Annotated in this window: 26 protein-coding genes; 9 read left to right on the top strand and 17 right to left on the bottom strand. The window is 71.7% G+C overall.

Translation table 11 applies throughout. The features are described 5' to 3' along the window. Positions 1-30: 30 nt before the first annotated feature. Positions 31-756: an HAD family hydrolase gene (locus tag OG293_RS10490; protein ID WP_405998508.1), complete on the bottom strand. Its 726-nt coding sequence runs from the start codon at positions 754-756 to the stop codon at positions 31-33. Positions 757-851: 95 nt separating this feature from the next. On the opposite strand from OG293_RS10490, the gene OG293_RS10485 reads away from it, so the two are divergent. After that, positions 852-1,625, top strand: a complete 774-nt coding sequence (locus OG293_RS10485; RefSeq protein ID WP_405998507.1) for an XRE family transcriptional regulator — start codon at positions 852-854, stop codon at positions 1,623-1,625. Then, complete coding sequence (locus OG293_RS10480) at positions 1,612-2,079, top strand: NUDIX hydrolase (RefSeq protein ID WP_405998506.1); 468 nt, start codon at positions 1,612-1,614, stop codon at positions 2,077-2,079. The genes OG293_RS10485 and OG293_RS10480 overlap by 14 nt, the downstream gene beginning before the upstream one ends. On the opposite strand, the gene OG293_RS10475 is transcribed toward OG293_RS10480, so the two are convergent. The 3 genes from OG293_RS10475 to OG293_RS10465 form a co-directional block, all read right to left on the bottom strand. After that, positions 2,067-2,630 (bottom strand): HD domain-containing protein, encoded by a 564-nt coding sequence (locus OG293_RS10475; protein ID WP_406003555.1) that lies wholly within the window; start codon positions 2,628-2,630, stop codon positions 2,067-2,069. The two genes, OG293_RS10480 and OG293_RS10475, sit on opposite strands and share 13 nt — an antisense overlap. A 161-nt stretch (positions 2,631-2,791) precedes the next feature. Beyond that, a complete protein-coding gene (locus OG293_RS10470) occupies positions 2,792-3,523 on the bottom strand; it encodes a TetR/AcrR family transcriptional regulator (RefSeq protein ID WP_405998505.1) in 732 nt (243 codons plus the stop codon). Positions 3,524-3,574: 51 nt separating this feature from the next. After that, positions 3,575-4,510, bottom strand: a complete 936-nt coding sequence (locus OG293_RS10465; RefSeq protein ID WP_405998504.1) for a diiron oxygenase — start codon at positions 4,508-4,510, stop codon at positions 3,575-3,577. Positions 4,511-4,639: 129 nt separating this feature from the next. Here OG293_RS10465 and OG293_RS10460 point away from each other — a divergent pair, with 129 nt between their 5' ends. Further along, positions 4,640-5,752: a ferritin-like domain-containing protein gene (locus OG293_RS10460; RefSeq protein ID WP_405998503.1), complete on the top strand. Its 1,113-nt coding sequence runs from the start codon at positions 4,640-4,642 to the stop codon at positions 5,750-5,752. A gap of 163 nt (positions 5,753-5,915) precedes the next feature. Here OG293_RS10460 and OG293_RS10455 read toward each other — a convergent pair whose 3' ends face one another. From OG293_RS10455 to OG293_RS10430, 6 genes are all read right to left on the bottom strand, one after another. Further along, positions 5,916-7,373 carry a penicillin-binding transpeptidase domain-containing protein gene (locus tag OG293_RS10455; RefSeq protein WP_405998502.1) on the bottom strand — a complete coding sequence of 486 codons (1,458 nt, stop codon included), beginning with the start codon at positions 7,371-7,373 and terminating at the stop codon, positions 5,916-5,918. Continuing rightward, positions 7,370-8,758 (bottom strand): FtsW/RodA/SpoVE family cell cycle protein, encoded by a 1,389-nt coding sequence (locus tag OG293_RS10450; protein ID WP_405998501.1) that lies wholly within the window; start codon positions 8,756-8,758, stop codon positions 7,370-7,372. Before OG293_RS10450 ends, OG293_RS10455 begins: the two co-directional genes overlap by 4 nt. A 63-nt stretch (positions 8,759-8,821) precedes the next feature. Continuing rightward, on the bottom strand, positions 8,822-10,108 hold the full coding sequence (locus OG293_RS10445) for an ATP-binding protein (protein ID WP_405998500.1): 1,287 nt from the start codon (positions 10,106-10,108) through the stop codon (positions 8,822-8,824). Next, a complete protein-coding gene (locus OG293_RS10440) occupies positions 10,105-10,812 on the bottom strand; it encodes a hypothetical protein (RefSeq protein WP_405998499.1) in 708 nt (235 codons plus the stop codon). The genes OG293_RS10445 and OG293_RS10440 overlap by 4 nt, the downstream gene beginning before the upstream one ends. Before the next feature lie 291 nt (positions 10,813-11,103). Continuing rightward, positions 11,104-11,406 (bottom strand): zinc-ribbon domain-containing protein, encoded by a 303-nt coding sequence (locus OG293_RS10435; protein WP_405998498.1) that lies wholly within the window; start codon positions 11,404-11,406, stop codon positions 11,104-11,106. Continuing rightward, entirely contained in the window at positions 11,403-13,490 is a 2,088-nt protein-coding gene (locus OG293_RS10430) for a PBS lyase (protein WP_405998497.1), read from the bottom strand. Before OG293_RS10430 ends, OG293_RS10435 begins: the two co-directional genes overlap by 4 nt. Positions 13,491-13,605: 115 nt before the next feature. Here OG293_RS10430 and OG293_RS10425 point away from each other — a divergent pair, with 115 nt between their 5' ends. Then, on the top strand, positions 13,606-14,409 hold the full coding sequence (locus OG293_RS10425; RefSeq protein ID WP_405998496.1) for an NERD domain-containing protein: 804 nt from the start codon (positions 13,606-13,608) through the stop codon (positions 14,407-14,409). 15 nt (positions 14,410-14,424) lie between these two features. Here the strand turns inward: OG293_RS10425 and OG293_RS10420 are convergent, their stop codons facing one another. The 3 genes from OG293_RS10420 to ligD all read right to left on the bottom strand — a co-directional run bounded on the left by OG293_RS10420 (position 14,425) and on the right by ligD (position 16,708). Further along, positions 14,425-14,856, bottom strand: coding sequence for a nuclear transport factor 2 family protein (locus OG293_RS10420; RefSeq protein ID WP_405998495.1), 432 nt, complete (start codon positions 14,854-14,856; stop codon positions 14,425-14,427). A 74-nt stretch (positions 14,857-14,930) separates the two neighbouring features. Continuing rightward, positions 14,931-15,836, bottom strand: a complete 906-nt coding sequence (locus tag OG293_RS10415) for an ATP-dependent DNA ligase (protein ID WP_405998494.1) — start codon at positions 15,834-15,836, stop codon at positions 14,931-14,933. Then, positions 15,833-16,708, bottom strand: a complete 876-nt coding sequence (ligD, locus tag OG293_RS10410) for a non-homologous end-joining DNA ligase (protein ID WP_405998493.1) — start codon at positions 16,706-16,708, stop codon at positions 15,833-15,835. Before ligD ends, OG293_RS10415 begins: the two co-directional genes overlap by 4 nt. A gap of 49 nt (positions 16,709-16,757) precedes the next feature. Between ligD and OG293_RS10405 the strand changes: the two genes are divergently transcribed. Then, positions 16,758-17,813, top strand: coding sequence for a Ku protein (locus OG293_RS10405; protein ID WP_405998492.1), 1,056 nt, complete (start codon positions 16,758-16,760; stop codon positions 17,811-17,813). Positions 17,814-17,831: 18 nt separating this feature from the next. Here the strand turns inward: OG293_RS10405 and OG293_RS10400 are convergent, their stop codons facing one another. Further along, positions 17,832-18,101, bottom strand: coding sequence for a hypothetical protein (locus OG293_RS10400; protein WP_405998491.1), 270 nt, complete (start codon positions 18,099-18,101; stop codon positions 17,832-17,834). Between OG293_RS10400 and OG293_RS10395 the strand changes: the two genes are divergently transcribed. From OG293_RS10395 to cobM, 3 genes are all read left to right on the top strand, one after another. Continuing rightward, a complete protein-coding gene (locus OG293_RS10395; protein ID WP_406003554.1) occupies positions 18,070-18,282 on the top strand; it encodes a DUF2867 domain-containing protein in 213 nt (70 codons plus the stop codon). The two genes, OG293_RS10400 and OG293_RS10395, sit on opposite strands and share 32 nt — an antisense overlap. 66 nt (positions 18,283-18,348) lie before the next feature. Further along, positions 18,349-19,617, top strand: a complete 1,269-nt coding sequence (gene cbiE / locus OG293_RS10390; protein WP_405998490.1) for a precorrin-6y C5,15-methyltransferase (decarboxylating) subunit CbiE — start codon at positions 18,349-18,351, stop codon at positions 19,615-19,617. Continuing rightward, the gene (cobM, locus tag OG293_RS10385; RefSeq protein WP_405998489.1) at positions 19,614-20,363 is read left to right on the top strand and encodes a precorrin-4 C(11)-methyltransferase; all 750 of its coding nucleotides are present in this window, start codon (positions 19,614-19,616) and stop codon (positions 20,361-20,363) included. The genes cbiE and cobM overlap by 4 nt, the downstream gene beginning before the upstream one ends. A gap of 118 nt (positions 20,364-20,481) precedes the next feature. Here the strand turns inward: cobM and OG293_RS10380 are convergent, their stop codons facing one another. Next, a complete protein-coding gene (locus tag OG293_RS10380; protein ID WP_405998488.1) occupies positions 20,482-21,615 on the bottom strand; it encodes a cobalt-precorrin-5B (C(1))-methyltransferase in 1,134 nt (377 codons plus the stop codon). Positions 21,616-21,698: 83 nt separating this feature from the next. Here OG293_RS10380 and OG293_RS10375 point away from each other — a divergent pair, with 83 nt between their 5' ends. Then, entirely contained in the window at positions 21,699-22,433 is a 735-nt protein-coding gene (locus OG293_RS10375; RefSeq protein WP_405998487.1) for a cobalt-precorrin-6A reductase, read from the top strand. Here the strand turns inward: OG293_RS10375 and OG293_RS10370 are convergent. Beyond that, positions 22,418-23,917, bottom strand: coding sequence for a precorrin-2 C(20)-methyltransferase (locus OG293_RS10370; RefSeq protein ID WP_405998486.1), 1,500 nt, complete (start codon positions 23,915-23,917; stop codon positions 22,418-22,420). The two genes, OG293_RS10375 and OG293_RS10370, sit on opposite strands and share 16 nt — an antisense overlap. After that, a complete protein-coding gene (locus OG293_RS10365; protein WP_405998485.1) occupies positions 23,914-24,555 on the bottom strand; it encodes a precorrin-8X methylmutase in 642 nt (213 codons plus the stop codon). The genes OG293_RS10370 and OG293_RS10365 overlap by 4 nt, the downstream gene beginning before the upstream one ends. Position 24,556 lies beyond the last annotated feature (1 nt).

Here is a 24,556-nt window from a genome sequence, read left to right as displayed (position 1 = left end):
GCTGAGCGTCCGGGGACCGCGACACCGCGTCTAGGGACAGCCCAAGGACGTCCTGGGACGTTTTCCATGTACCGCGAAGGTCTCCAGGATCCCGAGAAGCTGCGCGGTGTCCGACAGATCCGGCAGGACCACGGAGGCGCCGGCGGCGGCCAGCTCCCCGGCACTGTGGATGCCCGAGGCGACCGCGATGATCCCGGAGTCAGTGGCGAGGGCGGCCTCGACGTCTCGGGGGGTGTCTCCCACCAGCACGGCGGGCACGTCGGCTGCGACGTAGTGGAGCCGTCGGGCGCGCTCGCGGGCGACCGCCACAAGGTCGGGGCGGAGCTCGGCGTCCGCGCCGTAGGCGCCTGCGGACAGGTCCAGCAGGGGATCGAGACCGAAGGCGGACAGCTTCACGCGGGCGTTGGCGGCGATGTTGCCGGTGAGGACCGAAGACACCCAGTCGTCATGTGCTGAGGCTGCCTTGAGGGCCTCGTATACGCCTGGCAGAGCGGTTCCCCGTGCCTGGAGATCGCCGAGGCGCTCCTCTCCCGCGTGGGCGAGGGCGGTCTCGACAGCGGGCCAGTCCGGCTCGGGCAGACCGTCTCGGAGGAACATGTCGCGCATGATCAGGCGATCCGTCCGTCCCTCTGTCCTCGCCGGCCCGGTTGGTCGACGTCGGGCGAGTGCCGCGAATGCGGCCGCGTAGATCTCCTTGCTCACCCCCGCGTTCTCGATGAGGGTGTGGTCGATGTCCCACAGGACGATGAGCTCCATGCCGCAAGGGTAGGTACCTGACGCGACGGAGGTCCCACGAGAACGTCCCGTAACGTCCTTGCGTGATCACGCCGGGCACCGCTTCCATAGCTTCCGTGAACGACCGACTGCACTCCGTGCTTGCCCAGCGCGGCGTATCACCCGAATGGCTCGCGGAAGTCTGCGAGGTGGACCCCAAGACGGTAAGCCGGTGGCTCGGCGGGCGCGTTCCCCACCCGCGGCACCGTTTTCGGGTCGCGCGCCACCTGCGGGTGGAGGAGACGTTCCTGTGGCCGGCACCGCCCCGGCGGGCCGCGCGGTCAGGTGACGGCTTAGGCACCGAGCTCGTCGGCACCTACCAGAACCGCGCGAGTGTCCCGCGGGACATGTGGATCTCTCTGCTCCGGGAGGCTCGGGAGGAGATTGGCGTCCTCGTCTTCTCCGGCACGTTCTTCGCGCAGTCCAACCCGCATGTCGCCGGGATGATTGCCGAGCGCGCTTCCGACGGCGTCCGGGTGCGCCTGTGCTTCGGCGACCCGGAGGGCCGGGCGGTCGTCATCCGGGGCCGGGAAGAGGGCATCGGCGACACCCTGGCCGCCAAGATCAGGGCCTCCTTGACGTACTACCGCCCCCTGCTGGCCGAGGCCGGATGCGAAGTGCGGCTACACGACACCACGCTCTACACGTCCCTGTTCCGCTACGACGACAATCTGTTGGTCAACCCGCACGTGTGGGGTCAGCCGGCCAGCGCCAACCCCCTCCTCCACCTCAACAAGGCCAACGACACAGGGTGGTTCGCCAACTACGCTCAGAGCTTCGAAGCCGTCTGGGCCGGCGCACGGTCCTGGACACCCGACCAGGAGGGGGCCGCCGCGTATGGGCAGGACTGAGTACTACAACGACCCGGCAGCTCCGAGGGCGAACACCCTCATCCCAGCTAGCAACTTGCTCGTCGTCGACGACAGTGGCTCGATCCTTCTCCAGCGCCGTCGCGACACTGGTCAGTGGGCTCTCCCGGGCGGTGCCCAGGACATCGGCGAGACCGCCGCTCAGTGCGCGGTACGGGAATGCCTGGAGGAGACCGGCATCGTCGCCGAGGTCACCGGGTTCCTCGGTGTCTACACCAACCCGACCCACATCGTGGCCTACACCGACGGCGAGATCCGCCAGCAGTACGAGAACACCTACATCGGCCGCCCCGTCGGCGGCGAGCCCACCATCAACGACGAGGCCGATGGCGTCCGTTTCGTCCAGCCGGCCGACCTCGACGAGTACGACATCCACCCCAGCATGCGCCAGCAGATCGGCGACTACCTCGCCGGCACCTACCCCTACCTGGGCTGAGCCGCCAGCGCCGCCTCCACCCGTGCAACGGCAGCAGAGATCTCTGGCGTCGCCCGACGGATGAACCGCCCGACGATGCTGTGGGCTCCGTAGCGGCTGAGGATCTCCGCGACCCGTTCCTGCGCGGTGGTCCGGCGGCCGTCGGGCGTGGTCGTCATGTCGCAGTAGACCAGCGCATCCACCATCAGCGGTTCCTCCAGCAGTGGGAACTCCGCCGCCAGTTCCTCCCGTAGCCCGCGCTCCTCGGCCTCCAGCAACGCGAACGAGTGGTTCGCAACCAACCTCACCAGCCGCTCATCAGCGCCATGAGCGTCACGTAGAAACCGGGCGCCGTCTAGCGGGTGGAACCCCGTCGTGGCCAGCCGAGGTGCGTACCCCACGTCATGGAGCACGGCAGCTGCCGTCAACAGATCGGCATCCCTCCCCAAGATCCGACCAACCTCGGTCGCCTTGGCTGCGACTCCCCGGCTGTGCGCCCACCGCCGAGGGAGCTCATGACCGAGCTCAGCCTCCGCGACCCGCCTGGCCCAGCCCACCGTCACCTCGTCCATGGCCCAGTACATGCCCTGCAGGAGTTGCTGCCAGTCGTACTGGCGCTTGTCCCTGTGGGGTGCCATGCCCGCGGGAGCGTCGGGGAGCGGATCACCTCGACGCCTCGGCAAACGGCGGAGTCCCCCGCGCCACCCAAGGCCCGCGCTGCCGAAGGTCCGTGTCAGCGAAGGCGCTCCGATGCGTCCGCCACCACCCCGGCCACCCCGTCCGCCAGCCGCCCCACGGGCCCGTCCGCCGCCTCCAGGCCCACCAGCGTCCGCACCGCCTCGGCCGTCTGCGTGTCCGTCGCCGCCGTCGCCGCGAGCAGTGCGACGAGATGGTCGACCAGCCAGTCGCGCAGCTCCTCCGTCGCCGGCTGCTTCCCCTCGTCCAGCCAGATCAGCGACGCCGCCTCGACCGCCGCGATCCAGGTGCGCACCATCATGCGCAGCCGCAGTGCCGGTCGGTCCACACCGATGTGGACCAGGATCTGCTCGGCCGCGGCCCGCCGCACCTCGTCGACGATCGCGGTCGTACGAGAGGTCTCGGCGACACTTCCGCCGCGCAGCAGGGCGCTGAACCCCGCGTCGTGCTCGTCGACGAAGGCGAGATAGCGGTCGAGCACCCGGGCGACCCGCTGGGTGGGTGCGCCGCCCGGCGGTTCCGTGAAGCACAGTTCGAGCTGGTCGGCGGCGGAGCGCAGGGCCGTTTCGTACAACTGCTGCTTGCCCCCCGGGAAGTAGCGGTAGACGAGCGGCCGGGAGACCCCCGCCGCCTCGGCCACATCATCGAGGGAGACCTCGTCCGGCGGCTGGTGCGCGAAGAGTGTGAGCGCCGCGGCGAGGAGCTGCCTGCGTCGTTCCTCGACGCCGAGCCGTCGGTAGGCGCGGGTCGCTGGAGCGGGACTGGTCATGCTCGCAGCGTATCCGTCTCCGTTCGCCCCATACGGCCTGCGCGATGAGGATCACGCCAGCAGGCCGGAGCGCTTCCACAGCCGGCGTCCGGGCCCTCGCAGCACCCCGATGTCGTCCAGGAAGTCGGTCAGCCGCTTCGCTCCCTGCTGCATCACCTCGCGGCGGTGGCCGCTCGCCCTCACCTGGGCCACGGCCTCGCGGCGGTCGAGGCCGACGTTGGTGTACACCTGCGGATTCACAAAGCAGACCGAGAAGACCTTGGCCGCCTCGCCACAGCTGATGCGGGTGAACTCCCGCTCCCAGCGCGGCGCGGTCACCATCTGGCGGCGCAACTCCTCGCGGGCGTACCGCACATGGCGTGCCTCCTCGACCACATGGATGCGGGTGACCCCGCGCACCAGCGTCTGGACCCGCTCGTCGGGGAAGGTGAGCCGCTGCATCCAGTCGAGGATCTCCTCGCCCAGCAGCGTCGCCGCGAACGACCCGGGCGTCGTGGAGATCGCCTTCAGGACACGGCCCAGATTGTGGTAGAGCCGCGGGACGGGATACGTCGGGGCCCCGGCCTTCTGGATCATCCTGGCGAACATCATCGAGTGCCGGCACTCGTCCGCGATCTCGGTGAGCGCGTATCGCACATGGTTGCTGGTCACGGACTTGTCGTAGATATGGCGCACCAGCAGCTGCATCAGGATGATCTCGAACCAGATGCCCAGCGAGGCGAGCGAGGCGGATTCATGCCGGGACAGCTCGATCCGCTGCTTCTCGGACATCGTGTGCCACAGGGGGGTGTCGTAGAGGGAGAGCAGCTCCGGTGGCCAGAACCACGTGCCCTCCTCAAGCGGCGATTCCCAGTCGAGGTCCCTGTCGGGGTCGAAGGAGTGCTTGGCGGAGGACTCGAGCAGGCGCTGGGCGACCTGCTCGCGGTCCCGGAGGGGGCCGAGTGTGTCGCGGAGCAGCCGCACGTCCCGTTCGGTCACTGGTGTCATGGCCTTATGAGACTCCTCGTCAGTAAGCGCGTCAATCCCTTGCGCACGACTTGTTGACTCTTCGTCTACCAACGTGTGAGCCTGCCAAGTAGCCCTGGGTACACGGGATATGAGGCGAAGGAGTCGCCGGTGTCGACATACGATCGCTACACAAGTCCTCCCGAAAGCTTCCACTGGCAGGTGCCGGCCTCCGGCGCCGCACGCTTCAGCTGGGAGTACGAAGACGGCCGTGACCGGCTCCTCGCCCTCTACCAGAAGGGCAAGGACAAGCAGTGGGACGGCGCGAAGCGCATCGACTGGGATCTGGAGGTCGACCCGTACGACCCGCTCGGCACCCCCGACGAGGCGCTCACCCTCTACGGCTCCCGTCACTGGGCGAAGTTCACCGAGAAGGACAAGGGGGAGCTGCGCAAGCACTACACCTCCTGGCAGTTCAGCCAGTTCCTGCACGGGGAGCAGGGTGCGATGGTGTGCGCCGCGCGGATCGTCGAATCGGTCCCGGACCTGGACGCCAAGTTCTACTCCGCCACCCAGACCATGGACGAGGCCCGGCACGCCGAGATCTACGGCCGGTTCCTGCACGAGAAGATCGGGATCCTCTACCCGGTCAACGACAACCTCCAGGGGCTGCTCGGCGACACCCTGCGCGACTCCCGCTGGGACATGCCGTACTTGGGCATGCAGGTCCTCATCGAGGGCCTCGCGCTCGCCGCCTTCGGCATGCTGCGGGACACCACCGACAAGCCGCTGCCCAAGCAGATCCTGGCCTATGTCATGCAGGACGAGGCCCGCCATGTCGCCTTCGGGCGGATGGCGCTGCGCGACTACTACAAGGAGCTCGGCGACGCGGAGCTGCGCGAGCGCGAGGAGTTCGTCATCGAGGGCTGCTATCTGATGCGCGACCGGCTGAGCGGGGTGGAGGTGCTGGAGAACTTCGGCATCCCCAAGCAGGAGGCAGCCGAGCTCTCCGAGCAGTCCGAGTTCCTCCAGCTGTTCCGGAAGCTGCTGTTCAGCCGGATCGTGCCGTGCGTCAAGGACATCGGGCTGTGGGGCGAGCGGCTGCAGCAGGCCTACCTCGACATGGGCGTCTTCGAGATGGGGGACGCCAGCCTGGATCTCCTGATGTCCAGGGACGAGGAGATCGCCGAGGAGCTCGACCGTGAACGCTTCGCGGTGGAGGAGCGGGAGCGGGTGGCGGAGGTCGAGGAGACGATCGCGCAGGGTGCTCAGACCGCCGGGTGACGCGTGAGCCCGGGCAGCGCCGCGGCCGGGCACCGGGCTCGTCGAGTGGAACGGCGTGGTGCGCGTCGATGTCCTCGACGCGCACAGGGGGCCGCTCGTCGATGAGTTCCGCGCGTTTTGGCGGAATCCCTACGCTCCAGCGTCTCGTGGACCGGCATCGGGATCATTCTCTCAGCCCCGCCTCCATCACCGCCCGCGCGATCGGCGCGGCGCTGCCGCCACCGCTGACCTCCCCACGCGCCAGCGACGCGTCCTCGACGACCACGGCGACGGCGACCCCCGGCCGGATCGCGTCCTTCGCCTGAGCAAAGGAAATGAACCAGGCATAGGGCGTGCCGGAGTTGCCGAGCCCGTGCTCTGCCGTGCCGGTCTTGCCGCCGACCCGCGCGCCCTCGATGGCGGCATTCTCGCCGGTGCCCTCCTCGACGGCCCGGACCATCAGCCGCTGGAGCTGCTGTGCCGTCGCCGGGTTCATCGCCTGGCGGTACGTGGCCGGAGTCGACTGCGCGACGGTGTCGCCGTTCGCCCGGGTCACCCGGTCCACCAGATAAGGGCGTTTGAGATCTCCGCCGTTGGCCACCGCTGCCGAGACCATCGCCATCTGCAACGGCGTTGCCGTCGTGTCGAACTGCCCGATCGCGGAGAGCGCGATCTGGTCCATCGTCATCTGCCGGTCGAAGTTGGACACGGCGACTTTCGAGGGGATCCTCAGCGACCGGTCGTTGAAGCCGAATTTGTCGACCGTGTCCAGCAGCCCGGCCAGCCCGGTCTTCACTCCGAGGTGCGCCATCACGGTGTTGCAGGACCACTGGATGGCGTACGCGAGCGAGGCGTTGCCGCAGCCGGCCGCCGCGTTGGGGAGCCTGGTGCTGGTCCCGGGCAGGACATACGGATTGGGAGCGCCGCTCGGTGCGTCGACATCGGTGACTACACCCGAGTCCAGGGCCGCCGCCGCCGTCACGATCTTGAACGCGGAACCGGGCGGATACGTCTGCCGGATGGCCCGGTTCAGCATCGGCTGGGCGCCCGAGGCATTCAGCCTCGCCCAGGCGGTCTTGACCTGCGGGCCGGTGCCGGACAGTTCCCCGGGGTCGTACGAAGGGCTGCTGACCAGAGCCAGGATCTTCCCGGTCGACGGCTCGATCGCGGCGACCGCGCCCCGCCTGCCGCCGAGACCGTCGAACGCGGCCTGCTGCATGGCGGGCCTGATGGTGGTGACGACCGTGCCGCCGGGCGATCGGCCGCGGCTGAGGTCGTTCCAGAAGGGCAGCGGCGAGAGCAGGGAGGCCGTGCCGGAGAGGACGCCGTCCTGTGCGTTCTCGATGAGGGTGGTGCCGTAGGTCTGCGAGGAGTACCCGGTCACCGGCGCGTACAGAGGGCCGTCCGTGTAGGTGCGCTCGTACCGCAGCTGCTGACCGCTGTCCCTGGAGCCGGTGACCGGCCGGCCGCCGACCACGATCCGGCCGCGCGGCTCGGCGTAACGGGCGATCGCCGGACGGCGGTTGGCGGGGTTCTCCTCGAGCGCGGTGGACTGGAGGATCTGCACCCGGGCGGCGTTGACGAGCAGCGCGGCCAGGAGCAGCAGACACAGGGCAGCCGCGCGCCGGATGTAGCGGATCACCGTTCGTCCTCCGGAACGAGGGCGATGACGCCCGGCTCGGCCGTGTCGGGCTGGGGTGCGCGGGCCGAGTGGCTGACCCTGATGAGCAGCGCCACGATGACCCAGTTGGTGACGACGGACGAACCGCCCTGGGCGAGAAAGGGCATCGCCATTCCGGTGAGCGGGATCAGACCCATCACTCCGCCCGCGATGACGAAGACCTGCAGGGCGATGATCGAGGCGAGCCCGATGGCGAGCAGTCGCCCGAAGGGGTCGCGCAGGGCGAGCCCGGTCCGGTAGCCGCGGGCCACCATCAGCGCGTACAGCAGGAAGATCGCGGTCAGGCCCACCAGGCCGAGCTCCTCACCCGCGGTCGCCAGGATGAAGTCGGACTTGGCGGCGAAGCCGATGAGGCTGGAGTGCCCGTGGCCGAGGCCCGCGCCGAGCATCCCGCCCGCGGCGAACGCGAAGAGCGACTGGGCGAGCTGGCCGGGGCCCTGGCCCGCGTCAATGGTGGCGAAAGGGTCGAGCCAGTCCTGGACGCGGCTGTGGACATGCGGTTCGAGGGATCCGACGGCGAACGCTCCGGCCCCGGCGAGCAGGAGACCGACGGCGATCCAGCCGGTCCGTCCCGTGGCCACGTACAGCATGATCACGAAGAGTCCGAAGAAGAGCAGCGAGGTGCCGAGGTCCCGCTCCAGGACCAGCACACCGACGCTGAGCAGCCAGATCGCGACGATGGGCCCGAGAACCCTGCCGGTGGGGAGCTGGAGTTTCCAGATCCTGCGGCCGGTGTAGGCCAGGGCGCTGCGGTTGGCGGCGAGATACGCGGCGAAGAAGACCGCGAGCAGGATCTTGGCGAACTCGCCCGGCTGAAAGGAGAATCCGCCGATCCGGATCCAGATCCTGGCGCCGTTCACGGCGGGAAAGAAGATCGGCACCACCATGAGGACCAGGGCCGCGGCGACCGACAGATACGCGTACCGCTGGAGGACCCGGTGGTCGCGCAGGAGGACGACGGCCACGATGAACAGCGCGACGCCGAGTGTGGACCAGATCAGCTGGGTCGGCACGGCCTCGTCGCCCGGGGTCTCCAGGTCGAGGCGGTAGATGAGCACCAGGCCGATGCCGTTGAGCAGGACCGCGATGGGCAGCAGCAGGGGGTCGGCGCAGGGGGCGCGGAACCGTACGGCGAGATGGGCGAGGAGGGCCAGGACACCGAGGCCCGCTCCGTAGCCCGCGGCGTCCGGGGGGACCGCGTGGTCCGCCGTCAGGCCCACGTCGACGTAGCCGTAGACGGAGATGAGGACGGCGCCGACGAGAAGCGAGAGCTCCACGCCCCGCCGCTTGGGATGGCGAAGGCCGGGCGGGGGAGTCTCCGCGGCCGTCCCCGTCGTAGCGGTCATGCCTGGCAACGTAGCCGGGGCTCGGCCCCGGACCTCGGTGCTCCCTCGCCGGTCGCGCCGAATTCAGCCCGTCCGGCCGTGCCCCGGTTGGCCGTCGTCGGTGAACCGGACGTACTCGGGCAGTACGAGGCGGGCCACCGCGCCGCCGTCGGGCGCGTTCGCGAAGCGCAGGTCCGCGCCGATCACGGCCGACTGGCCGACCGCGATGGTCAGTCCGAGCCCGTGCCCCTTGTTGTCGCCGTCCGTGCGAAAGCGCTGCGGGCCGTGCTCCAGCAGATACCGCGGATAGCCCGTGCCGTGGTCGGTGACGGTCACCACCGCGCCGTCCACGGTCAGCACCACCGGCGGCCTCCCGTGCTTGTGGGCATTGGCGACCAGATTGCCGAGCACCCGCTCCAGACGGCGCTTGTCGGTCTCGACGGCACATTCGCCGAGGATCCTCAGCTCCGTGTCCGTGCCCGACGCGCGCACCACCCGCTCGGCGAGATACGGCAGCTCGTGCACATCCAGATCCACCGTCTCGCTGCCCGCGTCGAGCCGGGAGATCTCCAGCAGATCCTCGGTCAGCGAACGCATGGCCCGCACTCGGTCCCGCACGAGCTCGGCAGGGCGGCCCTCCGGCAGCAGCTCGGCGGCTGCGCTCAGTCCGGTCAGGGGGGTACGCAGCTCGTGCGCCACGTCGGCCGTGAAGCGCTGCTCGCTCTGCAGCTTGCCCTGGAGGGAGGAGACCATCGTGTCCAGTGCTCCGGAGACCGTGGCCACCTCGTCCTGGGGGCGTGAAGGGTTCTTGGTACGGGGGTCGTTGACACGCGCGTCGAGATCGCCCGCGCTGATCCGCCGGGCCACCTGCGCGGTCAGATGCAGTCGGCGGGTGATGCGGGTGACGGCGAACGCGCCGACCAGCAGCGTCGCCCCGATGGCGAGCCCGGAGGAGCCGACGATCGCCCGGTCGAGTCCGGAGATGGTGTTCGCGCTCAGGGTGTAGTCGACGCGGACGGCGATCGCCCTGCCGTCCGCGGGGCCCGCCGCCCACATGGTGGGGCGGCCCCGGTAGCTCTCCACCATCGTGCCGCGCCTCCCGCTGATCGCCAGGGCCCGCAGGGCCTCGGGCAGACCCGGCGGGTCCACGCCTCCGTAGCGGGGAACCGGTCCGCCCGACTCGTACGCCCGTGTGACCTCGACGAGCCGGCCGAGCGCCTTCTCCCGTGCCTGGTTGACCGTCTGGCGGGTCACCGACACGTGCACCAGCACGCCGAGCAGTGCGGCCAGTGCGCAGCACATCACCGTGATGAAGACCGCGGCCTTCCAGGTGAGGGTCGCGGTCCAGCGGGGCAGCCGGGGCCGCCTCACTGCGGGGCCGCCGCGGGCGCGGGCTCGGGGGAGCGGGAGGGCCTGATCCGGACGATCTCGTCGCGGGTGGGGAGCATCGCCTTCTGGTTGCCGTCCCAGGACCAGGCCGTGCGGTACTCGTAGCCGGGGATGCCCGCCGAGACCGACCGCAGGATCACGTCCCGGCCCGCCAGGTCGACGCTGATCAGCTTGTCGGAGGTGGACATGATGCGGGTCAGCCCGCCGCCGCCGGTCATGTAGCAGCGCAGCGAGGTCTGCCGTTCGGGCATCTTGATGCCGACGATCAGCTCTTCGTGGCCGTCGCCGGTGAGATCGCGGTAGTACGGCTTGAGCACCGGGCAGGACTTCGGCTTGTCCTTGCAGGCACGGAGCTTGGCGACGGTCTCCTGGTAGAGGCCGTCGGGGCCGATGTACTGATCGGGGTGGGCATCGGCCTCGGCCCGCACCACGGCGACGGGGTCGAGGGCCCGTACGTCGTTGCCGGGCACCTTGATGCCGGGGACGAGCTCGGTGTCCGGCTCGCCGTAGTCGAGGGGCGGCGCGGTGACGGGAGGCAGATCGGGCCAGAGCCGCACGGGACCCACGGCCGTGGGGGTCGCGCCCGCGCTCTTGATCCGTCCCTCGTCGCCGCAGCCGGACAGCAGGACGGTTGCGACCGCCGTCAGCAGCACGGCGTGACGGATACGGGACGGGCTCGGGCTCATGACTCTCCTCGGCGGGCCATCGCCCGGGTGCGGTTCTGCTTCACCGGTTCGGTCTTCATCTGCGGCATCGGTCTCGTGGACCGGGAAGGTGGCGAGTCCGGTACCCGCGCCCACGTCGGCGGCGGGGAATCGGCGGGCGGCTCGGCTCCGGCGGGGGCCGTGTGCCCGGGGCGTATCGAGCCGGCATATCGCGTGGCGGGCCGCCGATGTGGCCTCGTCACCCGCCGGAGGCCCCCGTCGGGGGGCGAATCGAGGGCGCGCGGCCACGGCCGCGCACCGGCCTCCGCGGCCTCAGTGCTGGTGCGGCTGCCGCTGGCCCTGCTGCGGCTGGCTGTACGCCTGGCCGGGGGCCTGGCCGCCCGCGGCCTGGACCTGGAGCTGCTCGGCCTGCTCCTTGGCCACCCGCTGCTCCATGCCGCAGAACGTGCACTGCGTGGCGAACTTCGTCGAGACCGGGAACAGCGGGACGAAGAACAGCGTGAACTTGGTGACCCGCTTCCTCAGTGTGTGCGCGGACGGGTTGCCGCAGTGTCCGCACACCAGCGTCAGTATCGCGAGCTGGTAGAGGTAGCCCTTGGTGCCGAAGATGATCATGCTGTTGGTCTCTCCCTCGTCAGTGCCCGCCGGCACAGGGCCAGCAGTTTCTCGTCCGTAAAGATGTCATGGCTGCCGTAGCCGCCGTCGACCGAGTTGTGGCGGCGCACCGAAGCCAGTTCCTCGTGCAGAATCCTTTTCGCACCGGCTGCGGTCCGTTCCGTCAGGCACTCGGCGATCGGGACCCGGGTGTTGGGCATGGACTCCCAGGCCGCGAGCAGCACCGGCCATGCCCGCCGGTGATCGTCCGTCACCCGCCACAGCGCGATCGCCGCGTCCACCCGCGTCCACGGCTCCGACGCCCCCAGCAGTTCATCCAGGGCCGGAGCGGCCTCCCCGCCCGCCGGGCCCAGAGTCCCGAGCACGGCCGCGGCCGACCGCCTGCCGCCCGGATCCCCCTCGCAGAGCGCGGCGCACAGTACCGGCAGCACGGCCCCTGCGTCGCCCTCGACCGCCCACAGTGTCCCGGCCGCCCGTGCCGCCAGAGACGCGGAGAAGCCGGAGCCGACCCCGAAACAGCGCAGCAGGGCCCGCAGTTCCGGTATCGCCTCGGACGCCGCGGGCCCGAACGCGGTCAGCGCCCGCAGCGCCGACTCGGCGACCCACTCCTTGCGGTAGTCCGGCGCTCCCCGCAGCACCCGCAGCACCTCGGGCACCGCCTCGGCGGCCCGCAGCGCGGTCAGCCCGTACAGCAGGGGCCCCGCCCGGTCGTACAGCTTCTCGTCCAGGTCGATCCCGCCGAGCCTGTGGCGCAGTGCCGTCGTCAGCGGTGCACCCGCCGCGCCCAGGTGGTCCAGTGCGTACCCGAGATCCTGCGGCGGTTGGGGCAGCTCCAGTGTCCGCGCCAGCACCGGCACCGCGCGCCGGTCGCCCGCCCTCGCCAGCGCGGCCACCGCGCTGCCGAGCGTGGGCGGCCCGCCGTCCCACTCCCGCACCCAGCATCCGGGGTCCGACGCGACCTTGTCCGCCAGCGCGTCCGCGGCCGGCCGGGCCAGCGAGAACAGCTCGCCGAGCGTGTCGGCCGCCGCGTCCGCCAGCCGCTTCTCCGGGTCGGCCAACTGCTCCCCGACCAGGCCGACCAGTTCCTCGTACGCCCCGCGCCAGGTCCGCAGCAGGCCGCTGCTCATCCGCACCGCATCGATCCGCTGTCCCCAGTCGGGGCTGCACAACTGGTCGGCCAGGAGCGCTATCCGGTCGTCGACGCGATCGGCGAGGCCCGAGTGGAGAGTCCGCAGCAGATCGGCCGTCCACGGGGTGCTGCGGCCCACCGCGTCCGCCTCGTGCGCCTCGCGCAGCCGCCCCGGCAGAGTGGGAGCGGGTCGCTCCGGCGGTTCGGCGACCGGGGGACGGGCCACCTGCTCGGCGCGCAGCTCGCGCAGCAGACCCGTCACCCTCGGCACGACATCGCCGGGCAGCGTCTGGGGTGCGCACCGGGCGAGCTGCGCGAGAGCGGCCAGCCGCAGCCCCGCTCCTGACGGTGGCCTGGTCAGAACGAGCAGCCACCGCACCACCTCGGGCGCGAGCCGCCGGTGCCGCAGCGCTATCCGGCCGCCGGCCTCGACACAGGCGAACCGCACCTCCGCGTCCGGCTCGGCGCCGAGCCGCTCCCGCAGCAGGGAGAGCACCAGTTCGGGATCGCTGTGCAGGGTCGCGAGCGCGAGCGGTGCCGCGAGCCGCACCCCGCGGTCCTCCGCGTCGATCAGGCCGAGAAAGACGTCCGCGCCCGCGGTCACGGCCGATGCGGCCATGGCGTAGTTCGCGGCGTACTCGAACTCCTCGTCCTCCGGATCCAGTTCGTCGTCGTCCAGATCGATGCCGCCGATGCTGGTCAGCAGCTCGACGACGCCGCCCCGGTCCTGGACCTCAGGATTCGCCACGAGTTCGAGGAGGAAGGGGATGCAGGCGAGCGTCGAGTCGTACACATCGCCCTGGTGGTGCACCGCGCCGTACATCCCGTCGAGCGCCGCCTCGCGCTCATGCGGGTCCGCCGAAGCGAGCCCGTACAGCATCTCCGGCACATCGTCCGCCCGCCCGTAGGCGTGCCCCAGTGACACCCAGTCGACCTCGTCGATCCCCCCGAACACGCGTGCCCCCTCCCAAGAACCTTGCGCTTGGGGAGAGTGTGCACCACCTCTCCGGCATCGCGTGCTTATTGCCCCGAAGGCCCCGTGGCTGTTCCCATGGTCGGGGGGTGGTGGCATGACGGGACTGCGCGTCACACCGGCGCGACGCCATGGCCGGGACCGGTTGTACGTCAGCCTCCCGGGCGGCCGCAACGTCGCCTGGTACGACCGGGAGAGCGGCCGGGTGAACCTGGTCGTCGAGCGCCACCGCGCCGATGTGCTGGAGGTTCTCGCGCCCTATCTGACCGGCGAGGTCACGGTCGGGCCGCCGCCCGTCCCCACCTCGGCCGAGCTCGCCCGGCTGTCCCTGCGCCCTGACGACGATCTCGCCCCCAACCGCCCCGGTGAGGCTCTGTACGCCGTGCCCGACGCGGACGCGGGACCTTCCCGCCGCTTCCGGTCCGATCCGAGCCGCACCGAGCTCGCCGCCCAGCGGCTGCTCGGCGACGGCCTGGACCGGCTGGAGGATGCGGGCTGGCGGATCCTGCACTCGGTGCGGCTGCCGGGCGCCGACCACATCCACCATCTGGCCTTCGGCCCGGGCGGGGTGCTGGCCGTGCACACCCTGGCGGCCCGCCGGATGCGGGTGCGGATCTCCGACCCGATGGTGCGGGTCGGCCGCGGCCGGCCGGAGCCCGTGCTGCGGCTGACCCGGCGGCGGGCCGAACGCGCCACCTTCGCGCTGGCGGCGGCGGTGCGTCCGGTGCTCGCCGTCGCGGGGGCCGCGCGGCTGGATGCGCTCCCCGCCCCGCCGGACATACGGATCGTGCGGGACGACGAGGTGCCCGCGCTGGCCAGGCTCGGCGGCGTGCTGAAGCCCGCGGACATCGAGGCCCTGTACGCGACGGCCCGGGACCGGCGCACCTGGCTGCGCGCCTGAGAGGCCGGCGCGGGCTCAGCGGAGGTTGTCGCCCCAGCCGCCCTGGAGCATCGTCTGGAACGCCCACCGGCCGTCGCGCCTGATCAGCACGTCGGCGTACCGCAGCCGTCGCGTCCGTCCGCCCGTGGTCATGGCCGAGTCCGTGAAGACGACGGCCATGGCGGGGGAGAGGAAGACGGGGGTACGCACCGACTCGAAGGTGATGTCGTCGCTGCCGTCGCCCATCACCTGGGTCATCGTCGCGACGAACTGCCGCCGGTCCCACTGGGCCGACGCGCCGTTGCCCGCCGAGTCGTCGCTGACCAGGTTGAGCGGGAAGACGGCGAGGTCTGCCATGCGCTCCACCTCGCGCTTGGCGCTGTGGGCGTCGTAGGCGGCGAACCACTCCTCGATGCTGGCGAGTTCCTCGGGTGTCGGGGTGTATCCGGTGTCGGGCAGTTGCGGCACGCCGTCTCCTCCTTGAATTACTCAAACTTAACTACCGGAATACCATCCCCGGATTCCCGACTGATCAAACTTGATTAATCCTGATCGGTGGGAAGTCGCAGCCGCAGCACGGTGGTGACCGTGTGCCGGGTCGTGCCCTGCTCCACCTCCGCGGCCAGGCCCGGCGCCACCGCCTGGTACTCCACCTCGCCCACGCCGACCGCCGTCGCGTTGCCGGTCCCGGCCGCCTCCAGACCGGCCAGCGCGGCCGTTGCCTGAGCCCGCAGCGCCGGGGTGAGCGGGCTGGAGACCAGGGGTGTGTCGTCGTCCGGCAGTACGAGCACCAGCGCGGCCGGCCGCGCCCGCGGTCCGGTGAAACCCACGACCGCCGCGTCGCGCGCGGAGGTGTGCCGCAGCTTCCGCCACGCGCGCGTGCCCCCGTGGTACGTCTGGTCCAGACGCTTGACCACCAGGCCCTCGACACCGATGGCGGGCAGGCTCTCGAACCAGGTGGCCGCCTCGCCGGGGTCCAGCGTCATCGGCACCGGCTGGAGCGGCGGCCCGAGCGGGCCGAGCAGGGCCACCAGCCGGGCGCGCCGCTTCTCGTAGGCAAAGAGCCGCAGATCCTCGCCGCCCTCGGCGAGCAGATCGAAGGCGGCGTACGACGCGGGCAGCCGGCGGGCGAGGGCGGGGGCCCGCCCCGGGGTGGCGGCGGCGCGTTTCTGTACGGCGGCGAAGTCGGTGCGGCCCCCGGCCCACACCACCACCTCACCGTCCAGCACCGTCCCGTCCGGCAACCGCGCCGCGGCCTCCGCGAGATCGGGGAACGCGGTGGTGATGATCCGCCCCGAACGGGCCTGGAGCAGCACCTTGCCGCCGACCTTGAAGACGACCATCCGGTGCCCGTCGAACTTCGGTTCGTACGCCAGGCCCTGCCCGCGCGGCAGGCTGCTCACCGATTCGGCCAGTGCGACCTTCAGGGGCGGGCGGGGTGCGCTCACGGCAGCCGCCCGGCGCGGCCGGGGTCGCCGAGCGGGCCGAGCAGATCCCCGTACCGCTCCAGCCGTGGCGCGATGTCGCCGATCCGGAAGACGAGGTTCTGGCGTGCCTCGACCTCCTCCCAGGTGAGGGGCGCGGACACGGTCGGCTCGGTGCGGGCACGCAGGGTGTAGGGGGTCGCCGTGGTCTTCTTGGCGGAGTTCTGGCTGTGGTCGACGAAGACCTTGCCCGTGCGCAGGGAGCGCGTCATCCGGTGCAGGATCAGCCCCGGCCGGGCGGTCTCGCCCTCGACCGCCAGGCTCTTCGCGTACGCCGAGACCTGCTCGGACGGGGTGGGCTCCAGGGGGACCAGGACATGCATGCCCTTGGACCCCGATGTCTTGGCGTAGGCGTCGAGGCCGTCGGCGGCCAGCCGTTCACGCAGCCAGAGCGCGACCGTGCAGCACTCCTCGATCGTCGCCGGGGCCCCCGGGTCGAGGTCGAAGACCATGCGGTCGGCGATCCCCGGTCCGTCCGCCCGCCACTGCGGGGTGTGGAACTCCACGACCAGGTTCGCGGCCCACATCAGGGACGCCAGATCCCCGACGACCACCTGGTGCGCCCGCTTGTCCTCGGAGCGGGGCACGGGCGTGGTCCGTACCCAGGACGGAGTACCGGGCGGCGGGTTCTTGGTGAAGAACAGCTGCCCGCCAGGCCCGTCCGGATATCTGAGGAAGGACAGCGGCCGGTTGCGGAGATGGGTGAGGATCGCCTCCGCCGTCGTGGCGTAGTAGTGCAGGATCTCGCCCTTGGTGGTCCCGGTGGCCGGGTGGATGACCTTCTCCAGGTTGCTCAGCGCCAGGCGCCGCCCCTCCACCTCCGTGATCGGCGTCATACGATGAGAATCCCACGAATCCCGGAATTTCGGATGAAAGGGATCAAACGTGCGATCCATATGGAACGGCGCGATCTCCTTCGGCCTGGTCAGTATTCCGATCAAGCTGGTGAACGCCACCGAGAGTCACTCCGTCTCCTTCCGCCAGATCCACACCGCCGACGGCGGCCGGATCCGCTACCGCAAGGTCTGCGAGCTGGAGGAGAAGGAGGTGTCCAACGCGGAGATCGGCAAGGGGTACGAGGACGCGGACGGATCGATCATCCCGATCACGGACGAGGACCTGGCCGCCCTGCCGCTCCCCACGGCCAAGACGATCGAGATCGTGGCCTTCGTGCCCGCGTCCTCGATCGACCCGCTCCAGATGGAGGCCGCGTACTACCTCTCGGCCAGCGGGGTTCCCGCCGCGAAGCCGTACACGCTGCTGCGGGAGGCGCTCAAGCGCAGCCAGAAGGTCGCCGTGGCCAAGTTCGCCCTGCGCGGCCGGGAGCGGCTGGGCATGCTGCGCGTCGTCGACGATGTGATCGCCATGCACGGACTGCTCTGGCCGGACGAGATCCGGGCGCCCGAGGGGGTGGCCCCGGAGACCGAGGTGACGGTCCGGGACGCTGAACTCGACCTGGCCGACGCCCTGATGGACACCCTCGGCGAAGTGGACATGGACTCGCTGCACGACGACTACCGGACCGCGGTGGAGCAGATGATCGCCGCCAAGGTGGAGGGCGGCGGGGTCCTGCCGGAGGCCGCGCCCGCGGAGGGCGGCGGGCAGGTGATCGACCTGATGGCGGCGCTGGAGGGCAGCGTGAAGGCGGCCAAGGAGGCGCGCGGCGAGGAGGGGGCGGCGGTCGCGGAGGTGACACCGATCAAGGGCCGCAAGCGGGCGGCGAGCTCGCCGAAGGCGTCGGGTGCGAAGAAGTCGACGGGGGCGGGTGCGAAGAAGACGGCCGCCAAGAAGACCGCCGCGAAGAAGACGGCCGCCAAGAAGACCGCCGCGAAGAAGACGGCCGCCAAGTCGACGGCCGGGTCGGCGGCGAAGTCCACGGCGAAGACGGCCGCGAAGTCCACGGCGAAGAAGGCGGCCCCGAAGAAGCGCGCCTCGGCCTGACGGGGTCCGGGCCGAGGGTCAGTCGCCGGGCGGGGCCGACGGTCCGAGCCCCGAGAGCAGGGTGTCCATCACCGACTCCAGATACGCCGGGCGCTCCGTGGTGCCCGGCAGGGCGTCGGGCGCCGCGTGGCTCAGCTGGGTATGCCCCAGATAGCTCGAATACGCCAGCAGCCCGCGCTGTCGCGCCTCCTGCTCGGGCAGGCCCAGCTCCTCTCTCGGAAAGGACGCGGGCCATCTCGACTTCCGTGCCTCGGTCCTGATCCGCGGCGACCACGTCACCTTCACCACGGTCGTGAAGGTCCACAACTGGCCCGGCAGGCTCTACTTCGCAGCGATCCGCCGCATCCACCCCCTCGCCGCCCGCACCATGCTCCGCCGGGCCCACCACCGCCGCCTCGCCTTCGCGGCCGACCCGGCGGCGGTACGGAACCCGGCACCGGGCCGACGTGCGCAAACGCCCGCCCAGTAGAGTGCGGCTTCGTTTCCTCCTCCGTCCCGAACCCGGTCCCGAACCCCATCCTGAAGGTGTACGTCCGTGAGCCCCGCGCCCCCCAGCACACCGCCCGCCGGCGCCCCGCCGGTGAGCGTCGTCGGGATCGGAGCCGACGGCTGGGCGGGACTCGCCGACGCCTCGCGGAACGTACTGCTCGACGCCGAGGTCCTCATCGGCGGACCGCGCCAGCTGGACCTGCTGCCCCCCGACTGCGCGGGCGAGCGGGTGCCCTGGCCGTCCCCGCTGCGGCCCGCCGTGCCGGGGCTGCTCGCCGCCCACTCCGGAAAGCGGGTCGCCGTGCTCGCCAGCGGCGACCCGATGTTCTACGGGATCGGCCGGACCCTCACCGAGTTGCTCGGCGACCAGGCGCCCCCGCGCGTGCTGCCGCACCCCTCGTCCGTCTCGTACGCCTGCGCGCGCCTCGGCTGGCCGCTGGAGGACACCGAGGTCCTCACCGTCGTCGGCCGGCCCGTCGCGGGACTCGGCACCGCCCTGTACGACGGCCGGCGGCTGCTCGTCCTCAGCGCCGGGGCGGCGACGCCCGCCCAGGTCGCGGCGTATCTGCGGGAGCAGGGGTACGGACCCAGCCGCATGCGGGTGCTGGAACAGCTGGGCGGCGAGCGCGAGGAACTGGCCGAGGGCACCGCCGACGCATGGGACCGCCCGCACGGCGACCCGCTGAACGTCATCGCCGTCGACTGCCGCCGCGCGCCCGGCGCCCCGCGCCTCGGCGCGGTACCGGGGCTGCCGGACGAGGCGTACGAACACGACGGGCAGCTGACCAAGCGCCATGTGCGGGCCGCGACACTCGGTGCGCTCGCTCCCGCGCCCGGCGAACTGCTGTGGGACATCGGCGGCGGTTCCGGCTCCATCGCCGTCGAGTGGATGCGTACGCACCGCTCCTGCGGGGCCGTCACCGTCGAGCGGGACCCGCTCCGGGCCGCCCGGATCTCGCGCAACGCCGACCGTCTCGGCGTCCCCGCGCTGCGTGTCGTGACAGGACGGGCGCCGGGCGTGCTCGCCGGACTGCCCACGCCGGACGCGGTGTTCATCGGCGGCGGGCTGACCGCGCCCGGCCTGCTCGAAACGTGCTGGGAAGCCCTGCCCTCAGGCGGGCGGCTCGTCGCCAACACGGTGACCCTGGAGTCCGAGGCGCTCCTCGCGGACTGGTACCGCCGTCACGGCGGTGAGCTCGTACGCCTCGCGGTGGCGCACGCCGTCCCCGTGGGCGGCTTCACAGGCTGGCGGCAGGCCATGCCGGTCACCCAGTGGTCCGTCGTCAAGTCCGCAGAGACTGGAGAACAACGTTGACCGTGTACTTCATCGGGGCAGGCCCCGGCGCCGCCGACCTGATCACGGTGCGTGGCGCCCGCAGGCTCGCCTCCTGCCGGGTCTGCCTCTACGCGGGCAGCCTGGTGCCGACCGAACTGCTCGCCGAATGCCCCCCGGACGCACGGCTGGTGGACACGGCACGGCTCAACCTCGATGAGATCACCGCCGAGTTGGTACGCGCCCACGAAGAGGGCCACGACGTGGCCCGGCTGCACTCCGGCGACCCCTCCGTCTTCAGCGCCGTCGCCGAACAGATGCGCCGCCTCGACGCGGCGGGCGTGCCCTACGAAGTCGTGCCGGGCGTGCCCGCCTTCGCCGCGGCAGCCGCCGCGCTGAAGCGGGAGCTGACCGTGCCGACGGTCGGCCAGACCGTCGTCCTCACCCGTATCGCCCAGCAGGCGACCCCCATGCCCCCGGGCGAGGACCTCGCCACCCTCGGCCGCAGCGGCGCGCTGATCGTGCTGCACCTGGCCGCCCGCTACGTGGACCGGGTCGTGTCGGAACTGGAGCCGCACTACGGCGCGGACTGCCCGGCGGCGGTCGTCGCACTGGCGAGCCGCCCCGACGAACTGATCCTGCGCGGCACGCTGGCGGACATCGCGGGCCAGGTGAAGGCCGCGGGTGTCGTCCGCACGGCGGTCATCATGGTGGGGCGGACGCTGGGCGCGTCGCAGTTCAGGGACAGCCATCTGTACTCGCGGGAGCGGGACCGCCACGAGTGCTGAGGCGTCGGGAACGGGGGCTTCGCACCGGACCCCGTCCGCGATGTCACCCAGCCTTCGTCCATGTCCCCCAGCCTTCGTCCGGGGCGGGGGACCTCCAACGGGCTTGAACGGTGCTCCGTCAGTCCGGACCGCTCCGGCCGACCACTGTCCCGGCCCTGTCGATGCACACCACGTCCACCACCACCGGAGCCCCCCGCAGCACCTCCCGCGCCGTCCCGCGCGCCGCGACCGCCACCAGATCGCCGAGCGGTACCCCCGCCGCCGCGCACAGATGGAGCGCCGCCAGGCCCGTGTTCGCCGAGGCCACCTCGGCCGCGAGCGCCTCGTCCGCCCCACCCCGGCGCGCCAGGTCCGCCAGGAATCCCTTGTCCACCTGCGAGCGCGCCGAGTGCAGATCCAGATGGCCCGCCGCCAGCTTCGACAGCTTCGCGAAACCGCCGCAGATCGTCAGCCGGTCGACGGGATGCCTGCGTACGTACTTGAGCACCGCCCCCGCGAAGTCCCCCATGTCCAGCAGCGCGTCCTCGGGCAGGCCGTACTCCGCGACGACCGTCTTCTCCGAGGTCGACCCGGTGCAGCCCGCCACATGCGTGCGCCCGGCGGCCCGTGCCACGTCCACACCCCGCCGGATCGAGTCGATCCACGCCGAGCAGGAGTACGGCACGACGATGCCGCTCGTCCCAAGGACCGACAGGCCGCCCAGAATCCCCAGCCGGGGATTCCACGTCGAGCGGGCGATCTCCTCGCCGTGGTCGACGGAGACCGTGATCTCGACGTCGCCGGTCCCGCCGTACCGTCCGGCGACCAGCGCGACGTGGTCGCGCATCATCTGCCGCGGCACGGGGTTGATGGCGGGCTCGCCGACGGCGAGCGGCAGCCCGGGCCGGGTGACCGTGCCGACACCGGGACCGGCCGCGAAGAGAACCCCGGAGCCCGGCGGCAGCACCCGTACCGTCGACCGGATCAGGGCGCCGTGGGTGACGTCCGGGTCGTCGCCCGCGTCCTTGACCACGCCGGCCATCGCCCGCCCCTTTGCCAGTTCCTCGGACGCGAGCGCGAAGGACGGGGTCTGTCCCCTGGGCAGCGTGATCGTCACCGGGTCGGGGAAGTCGCCGGTCAGGAGGGCGGTGTACGCGGCCGTCGTGGCCGCGGTCGCACACGCGCCGGTCGTCCAGCCGTGCCTGAGGCCGGTGTGCTTCAGTTGGGCGCTGCGCCCGCCCTTCGCCCCACCGCCCGTCGAGCCGTCACCCATGGGACCCTCCCCGTGGAGTCCGTGCAGTCCGTGGAGTCTGTGGAGTCCTCGCCCTCCGAGCCCTCACCCCTGGAGCCGTCCCGATGCACGTACTGATCCTCGGCGGAACGACCGAGGCCCGACGGCTCGCGGAACAGCTCCACGCCACCACGCAGGTCACCAGTTCCCTCGCCGGCCGTGTCGCGGCCCCCAGGCTCCCCCCGGGCGAGGTCCGCGTCGGCGGCTTCGGCGGAGCCGAAGGGCTCGCCCAGTGGCTGCGCGAGCACGATGTGGACGCGCTCATCGACGCCACCCATCCTTTCGCCGGGACGATCAGTTTCCATGCGGCGTCGGCCGCCGCCGAGGCCCATGTTCCCCTGCTGGCCCTGCGCAGGCCCGGCTGGGTCGCGGCCGAGGGCGACGACTGGCACCCGGTCGCGTCCCTCCAGGAGGCCGCGGATCTGCTGCCGGGCCTCGGCCGGCGCGTCTTCCTCACCACCGGCCGCATGGGGCTCGCGGCCTTCGCCCACCTCGGCGAACCATGGTTCCTCGTACGGTCCGTGGACGCCCCCGAGCCTCCCTACCCGCCCCGCATGGAGGTGCTGCTCGACCGCGGCCCCTTCACCCTCGACGGCGAACGCAGGCTGCTGCGCCGCCACCGCGTCGACGTCGTCGTCACCAAGGACAGCGGAGGAGCCGCCACCGCACCCAAGCTCACCGCCGCCCGGGAGGCCGCAGTGCCGGTGATCGTCATCCAGCGGCCCCCCGTTCCGGCGGGCGTCCCGGTGGCGGCCTCACCGGACGAGGCCGCCGCCTGGCTCGCTCAGTTCTCCGGATAGCGGCGCGGCGTCCAGACGATCTGCCGGCCGTCCCCGCGCCGTACCAGCCGCGTCTGCGACGAGCCGACGATCAGGATGGTGCGCATGTCGACCTCGGACGGATCGAGGTCGGCGAGCGTCACGATCCGTACGCTCTCCGCGTCCCCGCCGACGTCCCGGCCCAGCACGACCGGCGTGGCGCCCGACCGGTGTTCGAGGAGCAGGTCGCGGGCCTTGCCGACCTGCCAGGTGCGACTGCGCGACCCGGGGTTGTAGAGGGCGAGCACCAGATCGGCCGAAGCGGCAGCGCGCAGCCGTTCCGCGATGACCTCCCACGGCTTGAGCCGGTCCGACAGCGAGAGCGTCGCGTAGTCGTGGCCGAGGGGCGCCCCCGCGCGTGCCGCCGCCGCGTTGGCGGCCGTCAGACCGGGCAGCACCCGCACCGGCACGTCCTTGTAGCGGTCCTGCGAGGCGGCCTCCAGGACGGCGGTGGCCATGGCGAAGACGCCCGGGTCACCGCCGGACACCACCGCCACCCGCCTGCCGCGCCGGGCGAGGTCCAGCGCGAACTCGGCGCGCTCGGCCTCCACCTTGTTGTCGGAGCCGTGCCGGAGCTGGCCCGGACGCACCGGCACCCGGTCCAGATAGGTGGTGTAGCCGACCAGGTCGTCGGCCGCGGCCAGCGCGCCCCGCGTCTCGGGGGTGAGCCACAGCGGCCCCGCGGGACCGGTGCCCACGACGACGACGTCGCCCTGCTCCCGTACCTCGGCCACCGCGTCGATACGGCTCGGCAGCACCGCCACCGAGAAGTACGGCACCGACTCGGGGTCCACGTCGGCCAGTTCGGCGGTGCGCTCCCCGGCCATCGTGGCGCGCTCGACATAGCGCGCCTCGTCCAGCCGCCCCGCGCGCTCCAGCGCCCGGCGGACCGTGGGGAAGGTGCGGCCCAGCTTCATCACCACGGCCGAATCGGTCGAGGCGAGCCGCGCCGTGAGCTCCTCCTCGGGCAGGGTGCCCGGGATGATCGTGAGGATCTCCTCGGCCTCGCACAGCGGTTCCCCGAGACGGGCCGCGGCGGCGCTCACCGAGGTGACCCCGGGGATCACCTCGGTCGGATAGCGATGGGCCAGCCGCTTGTGCATGTGCTGGTACGAGCCGTAGAAGAGCGGGTCGCCCTCCGCGAGGACGGCGACCGTGCGCCCGGCGTCCAGATGCGCGGCCAGGCGCGCCGACGCCTCCTCGTAGAAGTCGTCGAGCGCGCCGCGGTAGCCGCCGGGATGGTCCGTCGTCTCGACCGTGAGCGGATACATCAGCCGCTCCTCGATGTGGTCCTCACGGATGTGCTCCGCCGCGATGGAGCGCGCGATCGAACGGCCGTGGCGGGCGCTGTGGTACGCCACGACATCGGCCTCGGCGATGACCTGGACCGCCCGTACGGTCATCAGCGACGGGTCGCCGGGCCCGAGCCCGACTCCGTACAGCCGTCCGGTCTGCTGGGTGCTCATTCCGCCTCGCTCGCAATCGCGTTGATCGCGGCAGCGGCGATCGCGCTGCCGCCGCGCCGCCCCCGCACCACCAGGTGGTCGACCGCGCTGATGTGTCCGGCGAGGGCGTCCTTCGACTCGGCCGCGCCGATGAAACCGACCGGCACCCCGATGACCGCGGCCGGGCGGGGAGCGCCCTCCTCGATCATCTCCAGCAGCCGGAACAGCGCGGTGGGCGCGTTGCCGATGGCGACGACGGAGCCTTCGAGACGGTCGCGCCACAGCTCCAGCGCGGCCGCGCTGCGGGTGGTGCCCAGCTCCGCGGCGAGGTCCGGGACGGACGGCTGGGCGAGCGTGCAGATCACTTCGTTGTCGGCGGGGAGCCGCTTGCGGGTCACCCCGCTGGCGACCATGTTCGCGTCGCACAGGATCGGCGCGCCGGCCCGAAGTGCCGCGCGGGCACGGGACACCACCTCGGGGGTGTAGGCGAGATCGCGTACCAGGTCGACCATGCCGCAGGCGTGGATCATCCGGACCGCGACCTGGCTGACATCGGCGGGCAGCCCGGCGAGGTCCGCCTCGGCGCGGATCGTGGCAAAGGACTGGCGGTATATCTGCGCGCCGTCCTTCTCGTAGTCGAACACTGTGCTCTCGCTCATT

The sequence above is a fragment of the Streptomyces sp. NBC_00829 genome, assembly GCF_045161795.1.
Taxonomy (GTDB): Bacteria; Actinomycetota; Actinomycetes; order Streptomycetales; family Streptomycetaceae; genus Streptomyces.
Note: the sequence above shows the minus strand (reverse complement) of the source record. Positions and strands in the feature narration are given on the sequence as shown.